Annotated in this window: 15 protein-coding genes; 3 read left to right on the top strand and 12 right to left on the bottom strand. The window is 66.7% G+C overall.

What is annotated here, in order from left to right; genetic code table 11:
• Nucleotides 1–1240: 1240 nt before the first annotated feature.
• The 4 genes from OHA42_RS16175 to bioB all read right to left on the bottom strand — a co-directional run bounded on the left by OHA42_RS16175 (nucleotide 1241) and on the right by bioB (nucleotide 3833).
• Complete coding sequence (locus OHA42_RS16175) at nucleotides 1241–1777, bottom strand: DUF1353 domain-containing protein (RefSeq protein ID WP_406237983.1); 537 nt, start codon at nucleotides 1775–1777, stop codon at nucleotides 1241–1243.
• A gap of 95 nt (nucleotides 1778–1872) precedes the next feature.
• Nucleotides 1873–2559, bottom strand: a complete 687-nt coding sequence (locus OHA42_RS16170) for a DUF2567 domain-containing protein (RefSeq protein ID WP_406237981.1) — start codon at nucleotides 2557–2559, stop codon at nucleotides 1873–1875.
• Nucleotides 2559–2786: a hypothetical protein gene (locus OHA42_RS16165; protein WP_328411524.1), complete on the bottom strand. Its 228-nt coding sequence runs from the start codon at nucleotides 2784–2786 to the stop codon at nucleotides 2559–2561. Before OHA42_RS16165 ends, OHA42_RS16170 begins: the two co-directional genes overlap by 1 nt.
• Before the next feature lie 33 nt (nucleotides 2787–2819).
• Nucleotides 2820–3833: a biotin synthase BioB gene (bioB, locus tag OHA42_RS16160; protein ID WP_406237978.1), complete on the bottom strand. Its 1014-nt coding sequence runs from the start codon at nucleotides 3831–3833 to the stop codon at nucleotides 2820–2822.
• 135 nt (nucleotides 3834–3968) lie between these two features.
• Here bioB and OHA42_RS16155 point away from each other — a divergent pair, with 135 nt between their 5' ends.
• Nucleotides 3969–4553 (top strand): TetR/AcrR family transcriptional regulator C-terminal domain-containing protein, encoded by a 585-nt coding sequence (locus OHA42_RS16155; RefSeq protein ID WP_406237976.1) that lies wholly within the window; start codon nucleotides 3969–3971, stop codon nucleotides 4551–4553.
• A 784-nt stretch (nucleotides 4554–5337) separates the two neighbouring features.
• Nucleotides 5338–5925 (top strand): DUF6461 domain-containing protein, encoded by a 588-nt coding sequence (locus OHA42_RS16150; RefSeq protein WP_406237974.1) that lies wholly within the window; start codon nucleotides 5338–5340, stop codon nucleotides 5923–5925.
• A gap of 271 nt (nucleotides 5926–6196) precedes the next feature.
• Here the strand turns inward: OHA42_RS16150 and OHA42_RS16145 are convergent, their stop codons facing one another.
• From OHA42_RS16145 to OHA42_RS16135, 3 genes are all read right to left on the bottom strand, one after another.
• Nucleotides 6197–7039 (bottom strand): alpha/beta fold hydrolase, encoded by an 843-nt coding sequence (locus OHA42_RS16145; protein WP_406237972.1) that lies wholly within the window; start codon nucleotides 7037–7039, stop codon nucleotides 6197–6199.
• Nucleotides 7040–7293: 254 nt separating this feature from the next.
• On the bottom strand, nucleotides 7294–8517 hold the full coding sequence (locus OHA42_RS16140) for an FAD-dependent monooxygenase (protein WP_406237970.1): 1224 nt from the start codon (nucleotides 8515–8517) through the stop codon (nucleotides 7294–7296).
• An 18-nt stretch (nucleotides 8518–8535) separates the two neighbouring features.
• A complete protein-coding gene (locus OHA42_RS16135) occupies nucleotides 8536–8967 on the bottom strand; it encodes an alpha/beta hydrolase (protein WP_406237967.1) in 432 nt (143 codons plus the stop codon).
• Between the two features lie 108 nt (nucleotides 8968–9075).
• Here OHA42_RS16135 and OHA42_RS16130 point away from each other — a divergent pair, with 108 nt between their 5' ends.
• Nucleotides 9076–10296 carry an alpha/beta hydrolase fold domain-containing protein gene (locus OHA42_RS16130; RefSeq protein WP_406237965.1) on the top strand — a complete coding sequence of 407 codons (1221 nt, stop codon included), beginning with the start codon at nucleotides 9076–9078 and terminating at the stop codon, nucleotides 10294–10296.
• 759 nt (nucleotides 10297–11055) lie between these two features.
• Here the strand turns inward: OHA42_RS16130 and OHA42_RS16125 are convergent.
• From OHA42_RS16125 to OHA42_RS16105, 5 genes are all read right to left on the bottom strand, one after another.
• Nucleotides 11056–12405 carry an LLM class flavin-dependent oxidoreductase gene (locus tag OHA42_RS16125; protein WP_406237963.1) on the bottom strand — a complete coding sequence of 450 codons (1350 nt, stop codon included), beginning with the start codon at nucleotides 12403–12405 and terminating at the stop codon, nucleotides 11056–11058.
• Nucleotides 12402–13157: an ABC transporter ATP-binding protein gene (locus OHA42_RS16120; RefSeq protein WP_406237961.1), complete on the bottom strand. Its 756-nt coding sequence runs from the start codon at nucleotides 13155–13157 to the stop codon at nucleotides 12402–12404. The genes OHA42_RS16125 and OHA42_RS16120 overlap by 4 nt, the downstream gene beginning before the upstream one ends.
• Nucleotides 13133–13996 (bottom strand): ABC transporter permease, encoded by an 864-nt coding sequence (locus tag OHA42_RS16115; protein WP_406237960.1) that lies wholly within the window; start codon nucleotides 13994–13996, stop codon nucleotides 13133–13135. The genes OHA42_RS16120 and OHA42_RS16115 overlap by 25 nt, the downstream gene beginning before the upstream one ends.
• The gene (locus tag OHA42_RS16110) at nucleotides 13996–15090 is read right to left on the bottom strand and encodes an ABC transporter substrate-binding protein (RefSeq protein WP_406237958.1); all 1095 of its coding nucleotides are present in this window, start codon (nucleotides 15088–15090) and stop codon (nucleotides 13996–13998) included. The genes OHA42_RS16115 and OHA42_RS16110 overlap by 1 nt, the downstream gene beginning before the upstream one ends.
• A 75-nt stretch (nucleotides 15091–15165) precedes the next feature.
• Nucleotides 15166–16332, bottom strand: a complete 1167-nt coding sequence (locus OHA42_RS16105) for an alpha/beta fold hydrolase (RefSeq protein WP_406237956.1) — start codon at nucleotides 16330–16332, stop codon at nucleotides 15166–15168.
• Nucleotides 16333–16509: the final 177 nt, after the last annotated feature.

Raw genomic sequence — 16509 nt, 5'->3', positions numbered from 1 at the left:
CGGCACGGCTGACTGTCCAGTCGCCCCCGAACAGCGGTCATGGCCGCGTTCCCCCGAACGCGGACCGCACCCGACTCGGCGACCTCCGCCGTCGGCGGTCAGCGGTCAGCGGTCACCAATCAGCCGTCGCCCATCAGTGGTCACCTGGCGACCGTCAGCAGTCGACCCGTCACTGTCGGCCGTCACCGGACCAGCCGACACCGGTCAGCTGTCAGCAGTCACCCATCACCGGTGAGCCGTCAGCGGTCGACAGTCCTATCGAATACCGCCGCGTCACGAATCCTGCGACCGATTCTTATGTTTCCGCGTCCGGCGATACTGCCGCTTGCTGGGAACAGGTTGCGCAGCACTGGACCGGCGCAGCGCAGCGCGCCGCCGCCACGCCACCAAATCCGGCCGCTCCCCACGGTGCTCCGGGTATATCCCCGCCAACACCAGCGCCTGGTTACGTTCGTTCATTGCCAACACCTCCTTCCCACCGTCGAAACGACTGCCGATCCACGGTAGCGGCGGCAGCAGTCGGCACTCCACTCATTTATCTGCAAGTGCAACGCCTTCGAGCGTCGACCTATTCGCATGGATGACATACGTGCGGCGCCCACCCGCACTCGACACTGTCGTGGGTGCGACTCAGCCGCGGTCGCGCCTTCAGGTCGCTGCCGTCCTCCGCACCCGTCATGACGGTGCCGCCATTGCTCGAATCGGACATCGAGCAATGGCGGCGCCGGCCGATGCCCCTATCGGCCGGCGCCGCGGCCGCGGATATCGCCGATTCCGAAGAACCCCCTGCGTTCTCGGAAGCGGTGGCATCCGCCGTGTCAGGGCCGCGTTCGGAACCCGTGGCACCGTAGGCATATTCGGAGCGGACCGAGCTTTGGCTCTGCTAGAGATCGATGTCGGACACAGACTGCCGAACCGGCGGGCTCGGCGTCGGAGCGAGCGCCTCCGACCTGCATCGAGCATGGCAGCTTGCCGCCCGCCGATGGACGACTCCACCATCGGATCCAATGAACGTGCAGCTGGAAGGGTGGGAGATCGATTCCGGACCGGAAGATTCGGTCAATTCGCCGACAGCAGCTGGCGCCGGATCGGCCACGAAACCTCGAGGCGCGTCCCGCGAATCGCGAGTGTCGGCACAACGCACCTGTCGATTCGACTCGGGCACGCGATGCAGCACAAACACTCGCACACAGCGCCGACCGCGATGTCGCGGCGATATCGTCGGCCGCCGCCCGGCAGGTCAGGCCGTCTTCATCTGCGGCGTGGGCGGTGGCGGCGCCGGCGCGCGGCGCCCGATGGCGGCCACGCCCCAGAACAGCAGCTCCACCAGCCAGAACAGAATGAGAAACAGCTGTACGACGGTCGCCGGAATGGCGAGGAACGGGACTGCCAGCGCGGCGATCAGCACAAAGCGGGCAATATCCAGCGGGCCTGCGCCACGCAGGCGGCTGCCCAGACGTACTGCGGCCCACATCATCCAGCGACGCGGCACCGAAACGCCCGCCTCGTGCAGCGCGCGCCGAAAGATGCCGTCCGCGTCGGCCACGCCCACCATGCCGGAGCTACGCAGGTAGTCGTGCAGAATCGCGGCTCTGGTGTAGGCGCCGTAGCGGGGTATCAACCAGACGAACGCACGCGGCACCGACGCGAAATCGGTGCGGAAGCCTTCGGGGATAACGAATTCCTCGTCCGCACCGTGATAGACCAGCGGCGCGGCCACCCGCCAGAACTTCGCGTCGAGCTCCTCGACGACTGGCCCGTTACCGACGAACGCCACGACCCGTTCCTCTCTGAACGCAGAGCGTGTCCCCACAATTCTAGGTTGTCGTGGTATTTCGGCACCGACCCGCAGGCAACAGTTCGGCCACCGCGTCAGTAGGTGGGGCGAGACCCCGGCATCGAACCGGATCCGGGCTCCCGGGCCGGCCCGTACTCGCCGTGTGGGACGGCCCCACTACCCGCATGCTCGGCGACGTACGACCGGTAAACGCTTGCCCCGGAGAAGGATCGATCACCGACCGGCGGGGTCGCCCCGAATGGGCCGCTGCTTCCGGTGCCGAGATCGTCCGACGGGTAGAGCGCGGCGACGAACAACACCACCAGCGACGCCAGCAGCGGCTGCACGATCAATGCCAGCCAGCTGCTCACCTCCGTAGGCAGCACCACGATCTGCCCGACGGGCGGATCGTGCGGACGCGGATGCTGCCATCGGGTGAGCTGCTCGCCCACCCAGGACATCGCGAACGCACCGGCGAGAGACCCGGCCAGCAGCCCGAGTTGCACAATCGGCCCGCGCACCGCACGCCACCGCCACGCGCCCACCGCGGACAGCACGCCGGTCACCGCGCCGATGCACACGAAGATCGCGAGCGCGTCGAACTGATGCACGCTCTCCCCGGTCAGTGTGGAGCCACGGCCGGGCTGGACCACCAGCAGCTGCTCGGTCGGGGCCAGCCAACCCCACACGACACCGCCGAGCACGCTGAGCAGCAACACCGCGACACCGACGACCACCGCCGCGCGCACCTCACGCCGGATCCCCGCCGCACCCGCCACCACTAGCGGCGTTCCAGACTCGCCGAGTCGAGCACCCCGTGCCGTGAACACTTCGCCCACCAGCCGTCCGGGCTCACCTGCACGACCATCCGGCGACCGCACTCCGCACAGAAGCGCGGCGGTTCCAGCCCCAGCGCGGCAGCGGTCGGCACCGGGTCATCCAGACCCGGCACGATCCGCTTACCGGTGAACGGGTTGTAGCGCTCGTCCATATCCATGACAGTACTCATCGCGCCTGCCCCTTTCGTCGCAAGGCGGGCGGGTCAGAGCGTTTCGTTGAGCGCTTTGATGGGCATCTTCAACTCGCCGAGCAGATCCAGGTCCGCTTCGGCGGGCCGTCCGAGGGTGGTCAGATAGTTGCCGACGATGACGGCGTTGATGCCGCCGAGGATGCCCTGCTTGGCGCCGAGGTCGCCGAGGGTGATCTCGCGGCCGCCGGCGAAGCGAAGCATGGTGCGCGGCAACGCGAGTCGGAACGCGGCGACAGCGCGCAGCGCGTCGGAGGCAGGCAGCACTTCGAGGTCACCGAAAGGGGTGCCAGGGCGCGGGTTGAGGAAGTTCAGCGGGACCTCGTCGGGATCGAGCTTCGCGAGATCGGCGGCGAATTCGGCGCGCTGCTCCAGGCTTTCGCCCATGCCGAGGATGCCGCCGCAGCACACCTCCATGCCCGCTTCGCGCACCATGCGCAGGGTGTCCCAGCGCTCTTCCCAGCTGTGCGTGGTGACCACGTTCGGAAAGTGCGAACGGGAGGTCTCCAGGTTGTGGTTGTAGCGGTGCACGCCCATGGCGGCCAGCTGGTCGACCTGCTCCTGGGTGAGCATGCCCAGCGAACAGGCGACCTGGATGTCGACCTCGTTGCGGATGGCCTCGACACCCGCGGCGACCTGCGCCATCAGCCGCTCGTCCGGGCCGCGGACAGCGGCGACGATGCAGAACTCGGTGGCGCCGGACTTGGCGGTCTGCTTGGCCGCCTCGACGAGGCTGGGAATATCGAGCCAGGCGGCGCGCACCGGCGACTGGAACAGGCCGGACTGGGAACAGAAGTGGCAGTCTTCCGGGCAGCCGCCGGTCTTGAGGCTGATAATGCCCTCGACCTCGACCTCGGGGCCGCACCACTTCATGCGCACCTCGTGCGCGAGGGCCAGTAGGTCTTCGAGCCGATCGTCGCCGAGCCGCAGCACCTCTAGGGTCTGCTCCTGACTCAGGCCGACACCACGCTCGAGCACCTGCTCGCGGGCAATGGCCAAGATATCGGTCTGAACGGGTGCCTGGGTCACTGCACGAATCCCTTCGTCCGGTGCAGTACACGGTCTATCCGCTGGGGTTCACCCCAGGTGGCCGTGCAACTTGAACGGTGTTCAGGCTAGGGTAATGGTAAGAGTGAGTCAAAACACGACGGGGAAGGAATCCGGGTGCAACTGCACAGGGCGGACGTGGTCGACGGCGCTGTCGCCATTCTCGACCAATACGGTCTCGCCGATCTGACCATGCGCAGACTCGCGGGCTCACTACAAGTGCAGCCCGGGGCCCTGTACTGGCATTTCCCCAATAAACAGGCGTTGCTCGGCGCGGTCGCCGACAAGATTCTCGCGCCGATGGACGAGCCGATCGACGCGATCGAATGGTCGGGCCAGATCACCGAACTGGCGCATCGGCTGCGCAACTGCCTGCTGGCCTACCGCGACGGCGCCGAACTGGTCTCGGCCACCTACGCCTCCCGTCTCACCACGAACAAAGGCCGGGAACGCCTGGTGAGCGCGGCAATCCGCGCAGGCATGCCCCGGCACGAAGCCGAACTGGCCGCCTACACCCTGCTGTACTACGTCCTCGGCCAAACAGTCGACGAACAGTCCAGGATGCAAATGGACTCGGTCGGCGCCCTCCCCGACGACGCCTCCCCCCTCGACGAAACCCCCGACGCCACCGCCCGTTTCGACTTCGGCCTGCAACTGTTCATCGGCGGCGTCCGCCACCTCCTCGGCACCCGCGTCCGCTGACCGCGAACCGCACCTGGCGCCGCCGGCCGAACCCGGAATTCGGCACATTGCCCTCGGGGCAACTTCGGCACCGACGACCATGATCAGGTGGTGGTCGAGCTGGCGCTCGTCGGCGCGACGTTCGACCCCGCGGGCGTTGGGATCCGACGCACCACAGGCGGATTGTCTTGCCCGGTGCCGGGCACGCGACTTTGTCGTTCTTCGTCACCGGCTGCTCAACGCGCCGGATGACAACGCCCCCGGCTTCTTCGCATTGCTGAACCGTGATCGCCTCGAGCGGCCTAGCAACGTGCGGCCACCCCTATACCTGGTCTAATCGTCCGTATCGCGTGCCGATGGCCGACCGCCCAGATGGCGTGGCTACATCGGTGAGCTGTGACGTCGTTTGTCAGTGAATTTCGACGGCGGTCTGCCCATGCTAGATGTCGCATCGGCGAATTGTGAGGTCACGATCGTTCTTGACACCGCCGAATCGCACCACTCCCCCAAGCTGGCCGATTCGGACGGCGCGGTCAGCGGCACTTCCGGACGTTGGACTTCCATCGAGTCCCGCAAACAGCCCGGCGCGTGGAACCGGCTTGTCCGCCGAGTGGCCGTCGCTACTAGACGACGGTCCCGGGCGGCCCGGCCATGGATGTCGGTGGCTCATGGCAGTGTCAGCCGCTGTGACCGCTTCAGCTGATGACGACGCCTGGTTTCATGATCATGGACTGTGTTTCCCGACCTTGATCGCGATCAACGAACCGGGGGCGTCGTGAACACCACGACTGGTGGCCTCGGGTGGATGTACGACACGGATCTGCCGCTGGTCAGCCTCACCTTCGCGCGTCAGATCAACGCCCGGGAGCTTCTGGAGCGGATGGGCGTCGACCAAGACACGGTGGCGATGCGCGGGCCGGATGACTTCCACTACGAGCTGGGCAACCTTCTCTACACATCCGACGGATATGTCGTCACCGCAGGGCATTACAGAAGCTGGGCCTGGGTTGAGGAGCACGGTAGTTGGAAATCCCTTGATGACCGGGGACTGATGCTGCGCGCCTCGATCGGAACCGCGGCACTGGAGTTGCACGCCACCATGAAACCGGGAGTGGTGTTCCAATACGCCGAGGACGGCCGCCTCATCACCGGACTCCGCACCACCGACATCTTCAAACGGACGGGCAGTGACCCGCACCGCTTCGACACCGAGATGCAGGCCCTCGGCGCCCGACTCGAAGAAGACGAATACGGCCACGAATACGGCCCCTTGGGATCCCGCGGAATGTTCTACAGGCTTGCAGAGAACCTCGGCGTCGGGGTGCCTGAAGAAGATGCCCGCATCGACCGTCCCGTCCTCAGCGGCCGGCTCCTGCCCCCAGCCTCGCGGTAGCTGCCGAGTCACCCAACACGCGCGCCGACGTTTCGTGTGATGCAGACGAACCATCACATAATCGGCATGTTGGTGTGTCTGGCGAGCCGCCCGATAGGCGGCATGTGCGGATGTTTCTGTTCGCGGTGGTTGCTTCCGGTGGCTGTGGGCAGTGCTCGACGAGCACCCGCGCGGTGCGGTCAGCGGGTGGTATCGGCGAGTATTCGGCGATTTGGTGAAGTCGGCGCAGGTCTATCGGGCAGTCTGGACCCGCATCAGCGACAATCAGACGTCAACCGCGGTCGGGTGCGACCGTCGCCTGGTCGACAAGGAATTCGTGGATATCGTTGTTCAGCTGCTCGGCGTGGGTGATGTAGAGGCCGTGCCCGGCGGTCGGATATTCGCGGAAGTCGGCGTGGGGCAACAGTTTCGCGACCCGCCGACTGGTGCGATCGACCGGCGCCGACTGGTCGACGCCGCCGTGCACGATGAGCGTGGGCACGCTCAGCTGGCGCAGGTTGGGACGGAAATCGGTGGCGAAGGTGGCCTGCCACACCGCGGTCAGGGCAAACGGTGCCGCGGACAAACAGCGGCGGACCTCGTTGTCGATCACCGCCGCGGACACGGCGTTGAACTGGGTGGCGAAATAGGCTTGGGCGCGGCGGGCGAACCAGTTGGGGCGATCGCGGCGCAGCTCGGCGACGGTGGCATCGCACAGCGCGGCGGGCACACCCTCGGGATTGTCTTCGGTCAGTTCGAGATACGGCAGGGTGGTGGCGAGCAGCACCAGTCCGGCAACCCGGTCGCGTCCGTGCCTGGCCAGGTAGCGGACGGCTTCGCCGCCGCCTGCCGAGTGCGCGACCAGCATGATGTCACGCAGGTCGAGGTGATCGATCAAGGTGGCTACGTCGTCGGCGCGAGTGTCGGCATCGTATCCGCTCGACGGTCGATCGGAACGGCCGTGCCCGCGCCGATCGAGCAGTACGCACCGGTACCCCTGCTCGAGGAAATAGGGGACCTGGTATTCCCACATGTCGGCGTTGAGCGCCCAGCTCGCCAGGAACACCAGCGGCGTGCCCGTGCCGTAGTCCTCGTAGGCAAGTTCGGTTCCGTCGGCGGCGGTGAAGTAAGGCATGGGGACTCCGTGTCGGCTCAGTGTTATGCGGTGACAATGGATTTCGACAGTAGGTGCGCCCGGGCGGCGGGGAATCTGTCGTCTGTAGGTAATTCGGGCCGGGGGCTACCTACCGACGAGCCGCGCGGCGATTGCCGAGCTCGTTGTCGACGGCGGAGCGGGGCGCGGCGACCGCGACCGTTCGGTGTGCCGCGACCGTTCGATATTCTGAGCCGCACCCGGCATGCTCAGCGCCCGAGAACGCATTCGGCTGTTCAATGATGTCCGGCGGCGACCGATTCGAATTCGCGGTAGTCCGTCAAGCTGATGGCGTCGGCCTTCTGAAGCGACTTGGCCATCATTGCGCGCAACGGTGCGGAGGTCATCGCCCGGACCGACAGGTTACGCATGGCGATGGCAGCGCGACTGGCGGGCAGGAAGCCGTTGACACCGCCGGGCGGCAGCTTTTGGCATTCGGTGACGTAGGGGCGCAGTACTTCCTGATAACGGGTGAACGCGGTCGAATAGTCGTCGCGGCTTCGAGCCAGCTCCCCGGCCAGGACATACGCTCCGACCATCGCCATTGCCGTGCCGTTGCCGGACAGCGGTGAGCCGCAATACCCAGCGTCCCCGATCAGCGCGACGCGTCCGCGTGACCATCGATCGATGCGGGTCTGACTGATGCTGTCGAAGAAGAAATCCGGCGCCTGACCCATCGAACTCAGCAATTGCGGTGTGTGCCAACCCATTTCAGCGAACCGATCGCGCAGAATCCGCTGCTGGCCCAGCCGGTCGTGGCGGTCGTAGACCAGATCGGTCGCGGTGAAGCCGAACATGGCCTTGGCGCTGTTCGGCCCCTCGGGCCGGATCGCGGCAAGTAGGCCGCCGGGGGCGTTGTGCATGACAAACCAGTCTTCGAGCTGCAGCCCCTCGACCTGCACGGTGAAGTACGCCAGGTACGCACCCAGGTGGTGGACGAATTCGGACTCAGGTCCGAAAGCCAGCTTGCGCACGTTCGAGTGCAGGCCGTCAGCACCCACGACCAGGTCGAAGGCGCGTGATGCGTGGCGCTGGAAGTCGACCACGACGCCGTCGGGTGTTTCCCGCAGTTCGGTGATGGAATCACCGAACAGGTACTCGACGCCGCTGCGACTGGACGCGTACAGGATATCGGTGAGATCGCCGCGCAGGATCTCGATCTCGGCGACCGCGCCCGCACCGTCGAACAGTTCCGCAGGCATGCTCGCCTTCCATTTACCGTCGGCATCGACATAGGCCAGTCCGCGCTCGTACACGCGCGCTCGTTCGATGGCAGGCAGTACACCCATCCGCTCGGCCACCTCCTTGGCCACGCCGCGCAGATCGACGGCCTGGCCGCCGGGACGAGGAGCGGGCGCTCGTTCCACGACGGTCACCTGGAATCCGTACCGGCTCAGCCAGTGGGCGAACGTCAGCCCGGCGATGCTCGCGCCGGAGATCAGAATGCTGCGATGAATCATGTTGTGAATCTCCTGAAGTCAGGGAAAGGGCAGTGGAGGTAGTAGGGGTGGCCAGCCGAACTCCTGAGTACGGCGGCGGACCGATTCGGCGAGAGCGCCGCCCGAGCCGCGGCCTTCGACGAGCAACCGGGCCGGGTCGGCGTCGAGTGCGGATGCGTGGTCGGCGGCCCACTCCAGGGTGTGCATCGCATCGGAGACGATCGCCGGAGCCTGTCCGGAACGCGGCCCGTAGCGCACCGATAGCACGACGAAATCGTGGCTGCGGCAGAGTCTTCGGCACAATGCGTCGAAATCGTCTGCTGGTTCCGGGCCGCCGATCTCGAATTGCAGCAGTAGCGGCCGCGGCGGCGGGCCGGTGGGACCGGGCCAATAGACCCTGGCGCTCCGGTCTTCGACGGTGGTGCGCAGGTGCAACTCGGCGACCCGGCACGGTGCTGGTGCGGAAGGCATAGGCCAACGTTGGCACCCCGGGAGTACGGCAGGGAAGGTCCGAATGCGCATGGCAGTCTTGCGAGTACGGCATGACCGCGGGGGCGATGAATCGGCAATACTGCTGAGATGAGTTCCCAGTCGGATGAGAGTGTGTCCGTTGCGCCGACCACGCCGGACGCGATCGAACTGCGCCACCTCCGGGCGTTCGTCACGGTGGCCGAGGAGCTCAACTTCGGCCGGGCCGCCGCCCGGCTCTACGTTTCGCAGCCGGCCTTGAGTAGGCAGATTCGCGCGCTGGAACGACTCATCGGCTGTGACCTACTGCGCCGCACCACCCATCAGGTGGAACTCACGCTGGCGGGCGAGGCGCTGCTGGACCGAGCCCGCCGCATCCTCGAGGGGGTCGACGAGGCGGTGGTGGCGACGCGAGCGGTCGGTGGAGAACTGCTGGCTCACATCACCCGCTACTGGGAGCTCTTAGGTGCGGTCGACGCCGAACTCCACGCGATGCGTACGGCATACGAGGATCTACACGCGCAGTTCCCGGCACCGCCGGAGATCTCGATCCGGCCGATCACCGCCGGCGGGGTATCGAGTCTGCTCCTGACACCCGCTCGCCCCGATGCCGGGACCGTGCTCTATCTGCACGGTGGCGGCTACATCGCCGGATCGGCCTTCGGCTACCGCGCGCTCGCGGGTGCGCTGACAGTTGCCGCCAACACCACCACCCTCGTGCTGGACTACCGCCTCGCACCCGAGCACCCCTACCCGGCTGCGGTCGAGGATGCCCTGCGCGGCTACCGCTGGCTGCTGGAAACCGGCACCGATCCCGGCCGGATCACCTTGACCGGCGATTCGATCGGCGCGCACCTGATCCTGTGCACCTTGCTCCGGATCAGGGAAGAGCAGCTTCCGATGCCCGCCGCGGCGGTACTGCTCTGCCCCGGTATCGATCTGCATTGTCCCGAGCACTCAGAGTCCGAGCCCGCACCCGAACCTGCGCAGGCCCGATTCCATCAGCGCATCATCGGCGACTACCTGGCCGGGCATTCCGACGACAACCCCTTCGTGGCCCCACTGCTCGCCGACTTGACCGGCCTACCGCCCATGCTCATCCAGGCCAGCACTGGCGATAACCATCTGACCGACGCGCACCGGCTCACAGATCACGCCCGCGCCCACGATGTGGCCATCAGTTTGGAGCTCTACCCCGTGGATACCCACAACTTCCACATCTTCTGGTCCTTTCTGCCCGAAGCCGCCGACGCGCTCCGCGCCGCGGGCCGCTTCATCCAAGACCACACTGCCGATATTCACGCCCACCCTCGTGTTCGGCCCAGCGCTTAGGCTGAGCGAACCCGAGGCCGGGCATCAACCGCGCGACCAGCGGCATTACAGGTTGTCCGGACTATGTCGGATATTGCGCTGTCGGCAGTGTTCTGCGTGTCGCGCGAGCAGATCACGGTAGGAGTGATCGCTCCACTCGAACATTGCGCCCTCACCGCTTATGGCGCGTTCGCTGTCGCCATCGAAGACGGCCCCGTAGATCACCAGCGATAGACGCTCGCGGGTCCGGTCGGCGGCAGTTGTGGACGATCGAGCGCACGTTCGGGTGGCCGTCGACACGCGAGCACTGCGAGCAGACCGGGAAACACGCCCCAGACGGTTACCAGCACCAACCAAAACAACGGTGGTTGCGGGACCGGGCCAGGCTCGGGATGCTCGAGAGTCACAGGTGTGAAACCCCTGAGTACCAAACGAGCCAGAGTGCGAAATCGGCGAAGAACAACGAGCAGCCACCAAGGATCACCCACCTCCACCCGCTCGCAGCACCAGCGATCAATGCCACACCCGCCATACCCGCAACAATCAGCTTGGTAACGAACAGGGCGTGACTGCCTGCCGAGACCTCCTCGTCAGGCATACCTTCGACCAGCAAACGCCGACCGAAGGGATGCACTGATACACGACGTGCTCACACCGGAAGCGAGGCCGAGGCGACTGCCACGCTGGTGAGTTCAGGTGCCGACGAGGCGGAGACTCACCCCGGCTGCGCGCCTGATCCGGTGTGAGCTGGACTGGGACCGTCAAGTTCTCCGGGCGCGCTCAAGGTGCCAAGGCCGGGCGGCGGGCGAATTGGCTTTCGGGGCGGGGCAGGCCGAAGTGGTCGCGGAGCGTGGTGCCGGTGTATTCGGTGCGGAAGAGGCCGCGCTGCTGCAGGATCGGGACCACGGTTTCCGCGAAGACCTCCAGACCGCCGGGGTAGTAGGGCGGCATCACGTTGAAGCCGTCGGCAGCGCCGTTACGGAACCATTCCTCGATGGTGTCGGCCACCTGCTCTGGTGTGCCCGCGAATACGCGATGCCCACGGGCGCCCGCGAGGCGGTGCAGCAGGCCGCGGACGGTGGGGCGTTCGCGCTGCACGATGCCTGCGACGACCTGCAGGCGGCTACGGGCGTTGTCGGTGACATCGCCTGCGTCGCTGAACAATTCGACGGGCACCGGCTCGTCGAGCGCGAGGTGGCGCAGGCTCTTGCCCGCGATGCCCTCCAACTGCTTCAGGCCGTACTCGGGGACGGTGAGCTCGTTGAACTCCCGTTCCAGCTTCTTGGCGGCCGCCTCGGTGTCGGCGATGAAAGGGCTGATGCCGGGGAGGATCTTGATGTGGTCGGCATCGCGACCGAATTCCCTGGCCTTCGCCTTGATATCGGAATAGAAAGCCTGCGCGTCTTCGAGGCGCTGATGCGCGGTGAAGATCGCTTCGGCGTACTTGCCCGCGAACGCGCGGCCGTCATTGGACGCCCCGGCCTGCACCAGCACCGGATACCCCTGCGGCGTGCGCGGCGCATTGAACGGCCCACGCACCTTCAGATATTCGCCGACGAAGTCGATCGGATGGATCTTGTCCGGGTCGGCGTAGATCCCTGCCGCCTGGTCGAGCACGATCGCGTCGTCTTCCCAGCTGTCCCACAGCGCGACGACCGCATCCACGAACTCTCTGGCTCGGGCGTAGCGCTCGGCGTGCGACGGATGCTCGGCGAGACCGAAATTGGCTGCGGCGAGGTCGGTTCCGGTAGTGACGATGTTCCACCCGGCCCGGCCGCCGGAGATGTGGTCCAGGGTGGAGAACAGCCTGGCCAGGTTGTAGGGCTCGTAGTAGGTGGTCGAGGCGGTTGCGATCAAGCCGAGATGGGTTGTCGCCGTGGCGATGGCGGTGAGCAGCGTGATCGGCTCCAGCCCCGAGCCCGCATTGTGTTTGACATTGGTACGCAATGCCGGCCCGTCGGCGAAGAACACCGCGTCGAGTTTCGCGGCTTCGGCGGTGCGGCCGATCTCCTGGTAATAGGCGACGTCGTAGATCCGGCCGGGCTGACTGTCGGTGTGCCGCCACGCTGCCTCGTGATGCCCAGAGGGGTAGATGAACGCATTAAGGCTGAGTTGACGCGGTGAGCTCATGACGCCTTCTTCTCTTCGTCGATGTGAGGTGGCGTGGTGTCGACGCCGAGGCTGGCCAGCAGCAATTCCCGCAGCCGAGTGAAGCCGGGATCGCTGTGGCGGCGTGGCCGTGCCAGGTCGATGCGCTGATCCAGCGCGATCCGCCCTTCGTCCAGGACCAGCACGCGGTCGGCGAGCAGCACGGCTTCGTCGACATCGTGGGTCACCAGCAGCACCGCAGGCTTGTGCTCGGCACACAGGTCCTGCAGCAGCGCATGCATTTTGATGCGGGTGAGCGCGTCGAGCGCACCGAACGGTTCGTCGGCCAGCAGCAGTTGCGGCTCCCTGACCAGCGAGCGCGCCAGCGCGACCCGCTGCTGCTCGCCGCCGGAAAGCTCCTTGGGCCACGCCTTTTCCCGACCGGCAAGGCCGACCTCGGCCAGCGCGGTGCGCCCGCGATCGGCGGCTCCGGCACCGGAGAGGCCGAGAGTCACATTGTCCAGCAACCGGATCCATGGCAGCAGCCGCGAGTCCTGGAAGACCACGGCGCGTTCGGTCGGCACGGTCAGCTCGCCCGATCCCGGCACGTCGTAGTCCAATTCGGCCAGCGCCCGCAGCAGGGTGCTCTTGCCCGAACCGCTGCGGCCGAGCAACGCGACGAATTCGCCGCGCGCGATATCGAGGTCGATGCCGCGCAAGACCGCCCTGTCACCGAACCCGCGATACAGGTCGCGGGTGCGCACCACGTTCAGTCGGCCAGTGTCTGCCGCCATGACAGTGCCCTCCGTTCCGCCGCGCGCACGGCGATATCGCCGAACAAACCGAGCAGGCCGTAGATCACCAGTCCGACGACGATCACGTCGATCTGGCCGTAGGTGCGGGCCTGCGTCATCAGATAGCCGATGCCGCTGGTGGCATTGACCTGCTCCACGACAACGAGCGCGAGCCAGGCGATGGTCACCGCGAGCCGCAGGCCGGTGAAGAACCCGGGCAGCGATCCGGGCAGCGCGATCCGCCGGATGAATCCCCAGCGCGAAAGCCCTACCGTCGCCGCGAGTTCCACATACCTGGAGTCGACGCTGCGCAGCTGCGCATGCGTGTTGAGGTAGATCGGAATCGCCACACTGGTGGTGATGACGAGCAGTTTCATCTCCTCGCCGATGCCGAACCACACGATGAACAGCGGAATCAGCGCCAGCGTCGGGATCGCCCGCTTGATCTGAATCGGCCCGTCCACCAAGGCTTCACCGATCCGGCTCAGTCCCGCGATCACTGCGAGCACCACCCCGATGACGACACCGAGGCCGAGCCCGACGCCGGCACGTTTGACGGAGGTGAGCAGGTTCGACTGCAGTCTGCCATCGGAAATCAGGTCACCCGCGGTCTCGGCGACCGTCCACGGTGCGGGCAGTGTCTCCGGATCCAGCGTGCCGGAGGCGGATCCGATCACCCAGGCGGCCACCAGCAGCACCGGTCCGACGGCGATGCCGAACGGGATCGGTCGACCGGGGCCGAGCCTGGGCCGACTCGGCTTGCGCCGGGCGAGCACCGGCGCCGGGGCCGTGCGGGCACGGCCGAACCGGCCGAGTACACCGGCATCCACGGTGGCCATCACCGTGCCTTCGCTTCGAACGCGGCGCCGCTTTCGGTGACGGCCTGGGTGACGGGAGCGTCGAAGCGCAGGTCGAAACCGCCTGCGGCGCGTACCTTCTTCGGCAGCTCACCGGCACCGTCGATGACATCGATGGTCGCTTGCTGGCGGTCGATGAGCGCTTGGTCCAGGTGCGGGAAGGTGTAAGTACCGAGCGATTCGACGATGCGTTGGGCGTCGTCGGCGCTGACCTTCTGGATGTCGACGTAATACCGACGCGCCCACTCATCCTGGTGGGTGTTGGCCCATTGGTGCGCCCGCACGTAGGCGCCGACCAATGCGCGGGTGGCCGCGGCCTTCGCCGGGTCCTGCACGACGGCACGGCGCGCGTACAGGTAGGCCAATCCGCCGTAGATACCGGTGGTCTCGGAGTCCGGGATCAGTGAGGTGCCCGGCGTGCGCAGCAGCCGGGTGACGTTCGGCTCGATCAGCGGTGCGATGTCGACTTGCCCGGTACGCACCGCGTCGAGGAACTCGGCCAGTTGCAACCGAATCAGTTGCACGTCACCGGTTTTCAGCCCGGCCTTGGCCAACGCGCGCAACACCGCAGCCTGCTGGGCGGTGCCTTCGGCGTAGGCGATCTTCTTGCCCTTCAGATCGGCCAGCGTGGTTGCGGTCTTGCCGGGAGCCACCGCGAGCTTCAGTGCGCTGGCGCTGGTCTGGTACGCCGCGACGATCGGTACGTCCTGCCCGGCCGCCAGCGCGTGGATCGGCGGGACATCGCCCACCGGCGCGACGTCGGCGGCGCCGCCACGGAAGGCCTCGAGAATCGCGGGCCCGCCGATGAAGTTGGCGAATTCGACCTTGAACGGCAGCTTATCCAGTTCGCCGGACAACCGCAGCACCGATTGCAGCCGCTCCTGCTGGTCGGCGACAACGAGTTTGGTGCCCGCGGGAATCTCGGTCGGCAGCGGGACGTCGGCGACGGTAGTGGCCGAGGTCTTGTCACTGTTCGCACAGCCGGCCAGACCGAGCGTCGCAGCGGTCGCCGCGACGAGCACTGCGGCGATTGTGCGGCCACGGAGGCCGGTGAAGAACGTGCGTGGTTGGTGCATTCTGGCATTGAAGCAAGACAAATCCGGCGCGGATACGGTTACTTTCAGGCTGATTCGAGCCCTATCCCGGCGCCATCAGCGCGGTCCGGCCGCACTGGCCGTCGCACGGACCTGCTGCTGGAAGCGCTGCACGAACGGCAGAATCTGCTGCTCGATCACCGTGTTGTATTCGCGGGGCCGCTGCATCGGGTTGGCGTGGCCGGTGTTTCGCGCCATCACCACCAGCAGCGTGCCGTCGACGCCGCCGGCGCGCTCGATCAGCACCTGGTGGGAGTATTCGACGTCGACCACCCGGTCGTTGTCGGGATTGCGCGGACGGATGAAGACGATGGCCGGGCGCGGTTTGCCGTCCGCGGGGCGCGACAGTGCGCGCAGATCGTTGAGCGCGCCGCCTGCCACGATCGCCAGGAATTGCGACTCGATGAGGCCGTTGCTCGCCGCGTCGCGGGAAAAAATCTTCTCGCGCAGCACATCCGACACCACCCCGCCCAGTTTCGCGACCCTGATACCCGGCATCCCGGCGCCACCCCGGTCGAAGAAGCGGTCGCGGCGCGCGTAGGTTTCCACGGTCAGGCGCAGCCCGCGGCTCTCCCGCGCGCCGGGCAGCCACGCCATCCAACGCAGCATGTCCTCGCCCCGGCCGCGGCTTTCCGGGCGCACCGCGTTCAGGTCCATCGGCGTGCAATCGAGGATCACCGACACCAGGCGGCGGTCGCTGTCGGTGTGGATGTGCCTGGCGACCTCCAGCGCGATCACCCCGCCCATGCTGTGCCCGACCAGCACGATGTTCTTCAGTCCCGACATCTGCGCGGCGCGGATGATCAGCTCGGCTATCACCCTGGTGTCGATGCCGCTGTTGTCGTATTTGATGGCCCACACGACGCCCATTCGGCTCAGCGCGGGCAGCGCCGCGGCGGTATTGCCGGCATTGAGGCCGCCGAGGCCGACCATGTCGACCACGACGGTGTCCCAGTTCTCGGCGTCGGCCGGGAGCGCGACCGGCAGGATGGCAGGCTCGGTGCGCGCCAGCCTGGCCTGCTCCGGCGCGACGTCGTGCACCCAGTACTGGGCGAACAGCACGAGTCCCGCGAGCAGTAGTGCGGCGACCCGCAACAGCACCAGCCGGGTGCGGCGCAACGACTTCCACCCGTGCCCTAGGCCGGTATCCCGCAGGCGGGCTTTGCGTCGCTCGTCCTCCCAGTCCGTGACGGTGGACGGGTGCCGTTCCTCCAACGGCGACATCTCTTCACTGTAGGCACGCTTCCGGGAGGCCTGCCAGGCGAACGCGAAACAACTGCCGCGTCCGAAAACCCGACCGACCGGTAGAGTCCGAGCCGCCATCCCAGGCGGGTGCGGGAATCCGGTGCACTTCCGGAACGGTCGCGCCACTGTGATCGCCCTCGCGGCAACAGTCACTCT

Source organism: Nocardia sp. NBC_01009, from assembly GCF_045208035.1.
Lineage (GTDB): Bacteria > Actinomycetota > Actinomycetes > Mycobacteriales > Mycobacteriaceae > Nocardia.
The sequence above is the reverse complement of the archived record's forward strand: the minus strand, read 5'-3'. Positions and strand labels throughout refer to the sequence as shown.